The 5,396-nt window shown below is 63.8% G+C and carries 6 protein-coding genes and 1 pseudogene; 4 read left to right on the top strand and 3 right to left on the bottom strand.

From position 1 onward, the window contains the following. Positions 1–413 precede the first annotated feature (413 nt). A pseudogene (locus WDW90_RS34465) lies at positions 414–578 on the bottom strand (c-type cytochrome); the annotation flags it as partial. A gap of 221 nt (positions 579–799) precedes the next feature. Between WDW90_RS34465 and WDW90_RS34460 the strand changes: the two are divergent. Further along, on the top strand, positions 800–1,528 hold the full coding sequence (locus tag WDW90_RS34460) for a transporter substrate-binding domain-containing protein (protein WP_336492223.1): 729 nt from the start codon (positions 800–802) through the stop codon (positions 1,526–1,528). 301 nt (positions 1,529–1,829) lie between these two features. Here WDW90_RS34460 and WDW90_RS34455 read toward each other — a convergent pair whose 3' ends face one another. Further along, positions 1,830–2,837: a magnesium and cobalt transport protein CorA gene (locus WDW90_RS34455; RefSeq protein ID WP_336492222.1), complete on the bottom strand. Its 1,008-nt coding sequence runs from the start codon at positions 2,835–2,837 to the stop codon at positions 1,830–1,832. A gap of 545 nt (positions 2,838–3,382) precedes the next feature. Here WDW90_RS34455 and WDW90_RS34450 point away from each other — a divergent pair. From WDW90_RS34450 to WDW90_RS34440, 3 genes are all read left to right on the top strand, one after another. Next, positions 3,383–4,063, top strand: coding sequence for an RNA polymerase sigma factor (locus WDW90_RS34450; protein ID WP_336492220.1), 681 nt, complete (start codon positions 3,383–3,385; stop codon positions 4,061–4,063). A gap of 79 nt (positions 4,064–4,142) precedes the next feature. Continuing rightward, the gene (locus WDW90_RS34445) at positions 4,143–4,664 is read left to right on the top strand and encodes a DUF4142 domain-containing protein (RefSeq protein ID WP_336492219.1); all 522 of its coding nucleotides are present in this window, start codon (positions 4,143–4,145) and stop codon (positions 4,662–4,664) included. A gap of 28 nt (positions 4,665–4,692) precedes the next feature. Further along, a complete protein-coding gene (locus WDW90_RS34440) occupies positions 4,693–4,995 on the top strand; it encodes a cupredoxin domain-containing protein (RefSeq protein ID WP_336492218.1) in 303 nt (100 codons plus the stop codon). A 196-nt stretch (positions 4,996–5,191) separates the two neighbouring features. On the opposite strand, the gene WDW90_RS34435 is transcribed toward WDW90_RS34440, so the two are convergent. Beyond that, positions 5,192–5,396, bottom strand: a 205-nt coding sequence (locus tag WDW90_RS34435) for a hypothetical protein (protein WP_336492217.1), incomplete at its 5' end; no start/stop codon positions are given.

Below are 5,396 nucleotides of genomic sequence, written 5' to 3'. Positions count from 1 at the left end.
GCCCGTTCAACAGGCAGATGCTCCGATTGTCGACGCAGGGCGCTGGTATACCAGGCATCCGTTTACGGGCCGCGGCTGAAATTGCAACGTGCTGAGGCAGGTTGCCTGCCGGAGGGGCAATCCAGGCTCGGGCACTCAGCCGGAGAACCCGCCCATACGCTCGAACGCGGCGGCATCGCGGCCGTCGCGCAGTTGCTGCTTGCGTGGCTGGTTCATGACACCGCGCGACGTCACGCTCCGCCCAAGCGTACCCTCGCGGCCCGCACATGGCTCAGCGTGGTGTTGCTGCTCGTTTCGGTCTTGACCGAGGCTGAAGGCGTCGCACGGCAGTCGCCGACCGACGCAGGAAACGGGGGCGAAGCACGAGCCCGCACGTCTGCCGTGGCGTCGCCACCGACAACTGGGTCGGAAGTTCACTGGGTGTGAATGCTCGTCGAGGGTTGCGAGGCGTACCACTCCGCCGCTCGGTCGATCTCCTCCGGGATCATGCTCCGGGCGATGTTGCGCATCGGCTGACTGATGTCGTTGCGGCGCGCACCTGAGGCGAATGCCTGCAGCTGGGCCTTCACGTAGGCCTCTTGCACCGCTCGCCCCTGAGCAGCACGCCGAGGAAGGCATTGGCGTGGCCGACCCTGGGGGGCGAACAATGGGCGGATGGATTGCTTGGCCTGCCGAAGCGTCGTCGACCAGAGCTCCAAGGTAGTCTCGAGCTAAGCTGGGCAAATCGGGCTCTCCCATCCGCAAACACTCAGATAAGAGTCTCAGCCGGCAACTGTAATCGTGGGCGGTGCGAGGTGCTATGGATCGGTTTCAATCGAACGGACGGCTGATCGCGGGTGTTTCTTTCGATATTCCCGGCATGGGCTACGAGAATCCTCAGACCGGCGCCATCACGGGCTTCGAGCCGGATCTTGCGAGGGCTGTCAGCGAGAAGATCTTCGGCTCACCGGACCGTCTCGACTTCTTCCAGGTCACGGACGCGGAACGAATCCGGGATCTGCAGGAGGGTCGCGTCGATGTCATCGCGTCCCAGTTGACGATCACGCCCGATCGCGCCGAGCAGGTGGATTTTTCCACGCCCTATTGCGTGACGCGGGAGGGGCTTCTCGTTCCGAAGGGGAGTTCCATCGGTTGCTTCGAGGACCTGAAGGGTAAGCGTATCGCGGTGACGGACGGCTCGATTTCGCTGCGGAGGATGCGCGCGGCGCTTCCCTCTCTCCCCGGCGCCACGCACGTCATAACACCTCTCAGTGCCGGAAACCTCGCGGCGATCGATAGGGGGGAAGCCGACGCGGCATCGAACGACATGATCAACCTGACCCTGTTGCGGGCTGGCTCGACCCATCCGGAGCGCTATTCGCTCATCGACATCGGCGACAGGTTCGACCCGAAGCCCTTCGGCATGGCCGTCAGGAAGGGTCATCGCACCCTCCTCGGCCTCCTCAACCAGGCGATCGAGAGCCTCAAGGCGTGTGGTGAAATTGATCGCCTGCTCGACAACGCTCTCGCAAGACTCGCTCGCCACTAAGGGTCGATAGGCGGCTGCTCGGATTGGCACTGACAAGTCTCGCTCGACCAGCCCGCAATCATCAAGATGTGCTTCTTGAGCCGGGCTCGCTCGTCGGCTGGCATGGCATGCCTGCGCGCGTTGCGGGCACGTCGCGTGGCCACAGAGCGGTCATCAGGCGGCGGGTACGAAGGTGCGGGTCTCGATGTCCAGGCCACCAGACCGCGATCGGCGACGAACCGGTCGAGAACCGATGATGCCGGTCTCGGCCGGTGGGATCTCGGCGGTCGGCTCTTCCAAGGAAGAATTGCCTCGCAGGCTGCTACAGCCAGCCGTTCCGGCGGAAGCGCCAGTACAGTACGGCGCAGATGGTGAGGATACCGCCCATCACCACGAAGTAGCTGTAGCGCCACCTCAGCTCGGGTATGAACACGAAATTCATGCCGTAGATGCCGGTAACTGCTGTTGGCACGGACAGGATGGCTGCCCAGGCCGCAAGGCGGCGCGTGATGTTGGTCTGCTCCGCCTGGCCCAGCATCAGACTTGCCTCGAACGCGAAAGCCAGCACCTCGCGCATGGCATCGATCTCATCCTGAACTCGCCCCAAGTGGTCGGACACGTCCCGGAACAGGGGCTGCATCTCCTCGTCGATGACCACCAGGTCGCCGTGCTCCAGCTTGCGGCAGACTTCGACGAGCGGCACCACGGCCGTGCGCAGGCGCAGAAGGTCGCGCCGCAGGAGATAGAGCCGCTCGACTTCGTCCGGCCTCAATTCACGCTTGACGACACAGTCCTCGATGGCCTCCACCTCGGCCATCACCGCTTCCATCACCGGCGCGTAGTGGTCGACGATGAAGTCGAGCACGGCGTACATGATGTAGTTCTCGCCATGCGCCAGGAGCGTGGGGCAGGCTTCGGCCTTCTCGCGCGCGGGCGTGTAGGAAACCGATGCACCGTGACGCACGGTGACGACGAAGCCGCGCCCGACGAACAGGTGCGTCTCGCCCAGCGCAATGCGATCCGAGACAAGCTGCGCGGTGCGGGCGACCACGAACAGGCACCCTCCGTAGCGCTCGAGTTTCGGCCGCTGGTGCGCATTCTGAGCATCCTCGATGGCCAGAGGATGCAGCCCAAACTGAGCCTGGACCTGGTCAAGCAGTTCGGCGGTGGGCTCGTAGAGGCCGATCCAGACGAGGTGACCGGGTCGACGCGCCCACTCGCCGGCATCCTCGATCGCCACGTCCCTCACGCGCTGCCCTGCGGCGTAAGCCGCAGACATGACGACGCCCGGCTCTTGTTCTGAGGTGGGGACGGTCGGCGGAATGAGCATCTGCATCCGGCCTCTTCGGTCCACCGGGCGGATGCCGGAGGCGACAGACTTCACGGCTGAGTTATATCATGGCCGTGGCGGCATGCCCTAAGGCCTGGATCCAACCAGCTGATCCGTTCCCCCTTCGACCCGACGCGGTCCCTCCGATCCATCTCGTCCTGCCAGCGCCGCTGACCCGCAGCAGCCCTTCACAGCGCATGTGAGGGATGTCCGGTCGCGAGGCTATTCCCGACAATTGACTTCCTAACAGGGGTTCCTGCCACGGATGGCCGAGGGGCCGCTGAGCCAGGCAGGAGGCAAGCCGAGTGAAGTTACCCGTTGTTTTCCACACATGGCGCTTTGCGACCTTTGGAACGGTCCATTGGGCATGCCCTCTCGGAACGCTGCTGCACCAAGACCGGGATCGCGAATGCCTGGCGCCAGTGAAGTAGCAGGATCGAATTCTACGATCGCCTGCCCACACTTCGCCGAGCAAGCCTTCGGCTCGGGAACGTTTGGGCATCGGCGACATCTAAGGCCTGTTCCCACCAGCAGGCAGAAGCGCCATGGTCGAACGCACCTATCAACCGATCCCCGCAGACGAGGTCGAACTCCTCGAACAAGCACGCCGCCACGATCCTGCGGCCATCCGGCTGATCATCCAGGAGCAGAACCGCCGCCTGTATCGGATCGCGCGCAGTATCGTCCGAAATGACGGTGAGGCGGAGGACGTGCTGCAAGAAGCCTACGTGCGAGCCTTCACGCGCCTGAATACCTTCCGGGGCGAGGCTCGCTTCGGCACGTGGCTGACCCGCATCGTCATCAACGAAGCGCTGGGCCGGCTCCGACAGCGGCGCCCAAGCGTGGATCTGGGCACCATCACGGCGCAGAAAACCAGCGCTCAGATCATTCCGTTTCCGCACTCCAGCGCTCCGCTCGACCCGGAAACTCTCATGGCACAACACGAGATCCGCGCCCTGCTCGAGCAGGCCATCGACAGGCTGCCCGACGGGTTCCGCTCGGTGCTGGTCGCGCGCTTGGTCGAAGGCCTGAGCACCGAGGAAACCGCAGAGCTGCTGAGCATCAGGCTGGAGACCGTCAAGACCCGCCTGCACCGTGCGCGGCAGCAGCTGAGGCGCGACTTGGAGCAGCAGATTGGTCCGGTGCTGGCCGACGCATTCCCGTTTGCCGGCTCCCGCTGCAGGCACCTGACCGAAGCGGTGCTCGAGCGGCTCGGCCTCGCCTAGGCCGCGGGAACCTTCTCACGCATCCCGCATCCAAGTGGGCTCGGAAGGGCCTCTTCCGGCCCTGCGATGGAGAGACGCGATGCTCATGAGAGGAACTTCCGCATTAGCGGCGTTGGTGCTGAGCACTGCCGCAGCCAACGCGCAAGGCATCAAGCCGAACGACGCGCAGATCGCCCACATCGCCTATACGGCGGGGCAGATCGACATCAAGGCTGCCGACCTCGCGCTGCAGAAATCCAGGAACAAGGAGGTGCGCGCCTTCGCCGAGGACATGGTGCGTGACCACAAGGCGGTGAACGACAAGGCCCTCGCGCTGGTCAAGAAGCTCAACGTCACCCCGCAGGACAATGACACCAGCAAGGCACTCGTGAAGCAGGCTGACGAGAACGAAGTTTCACTCAAGAAGCTCAATGGGTCTGCCTTCGACAAGGCCTATGCCGAGAACGAGGTCGGCTTCCACAAGACCGTCAACGGCGCGCTTGAGACCGCTCTCATTCCATCGGCGAGCAATCCCGAGCTGAAGGACTTGCTGCGCACGGGGCTGAAGATCTTCCAGGGTCACGAGCAGCATGCCGAGCACGTCGTCCAAGCGCTGAAGTAGCGGGCAGTCCATGCGCCGAAGGTTTCACTTGGCCGCGGCCCTATGGCTTGCAGCCTCAGCCGCGCCTGTCGCCGCTGAGACGATCCGGGTCAGGTTGGAGGATCTGGCATTCATCCCCAGGCATGTCTCGGTCCGCGTGGGCGACACGGTCGAGTGGGTCAATGCCGATTTCGTCGCCCACACCGCAACAGCACGCGATGGTGAGTGGGATGTGGAAATTCCCGCGGAAGGGACAGGTCGCATCATGCTGACGCAGACGGGTACTGTCGCGTATTACTGTCAATATCATCCGGGCATGACGGGTAGCATCGCGGTCGAGAAGCCTCCCTGATGTTCGCTCGCCGCCCGAAGCGAGCCAGCCTTTGTTCGCGGCGCGGGCCTCACTCGCCGGGCTCTCAAGCAGCGGTGGGCGCGTGCTTCGCCGACGCTTGGGGCTTCAACGTCCGCGTGAGTACCGGGCCGATGGCGAGCACGACCGTATAGACGAATGCCTGCAAACCCGTACGACCGCGAGGCTGACCGCACGTTCACCACCATGAAGTAAGCGAAAGGATCGAGGCGCATATCTCGTTTCTGGCGCTAACCGCGCCGATTGAGTTGACCAAAGCAGGAGACGGGGCCGCGGCACCGTCAACTACGGCCTGTTCGGCCTTGAACGTGTTCCGTGTGCGGGCGTTTTGCTCCTCCTGACTGGGAGGAGTGATGCTGGACGACGCAGAATGGAGAAAGCTG

Source organism: Methylobacterium nigriterrae (genome assembly GCF_037106235.1).
In the GTDB taxonomy this organism is placed as follows: domain Bacteria; phylum Pseudomonadota; class Alphaproteobacteria; order Rhizobiales; family Beijerinckiaceae; genus Methylobacterium; species Methylobacterium nigriterrae.
This window is presented reverse-complemented; position numbering and strand designations above follow the sequence as displayed.

Bases quoted from the DNA above. Each gene is read 5' to 3' on its own strand.
- WDW90_RS34460 (WP_336492223.1), top strand. From the start codon at position 800: ATGGATCGGTTTCAATCGAACGGACGGCTGATCGCGGGTGTTTCTTTC.
- WDW90_RS34455 (WP_336492222.1), bottom strand. From the start codon at position 2,837: ATGCTCATTCCGCCGACCGTCCCCACCTCAGAACAAGAGCCGGGCGTC.
- WDW90_RS34450 (WP_336492220.1), top strand. From the start codon at position 3,383: ATGGTCGAACGCACCTATCAACCGATCCCCGCAGACGAGGTCGAACTC.
- WDW90_RS34445 (WP_336492219.1), top strand. From the start codon at position 4,143: ATGCTCATGAGAGGAACTTCCGCATTAGCGGCGTTGGTGCTGAGCACT.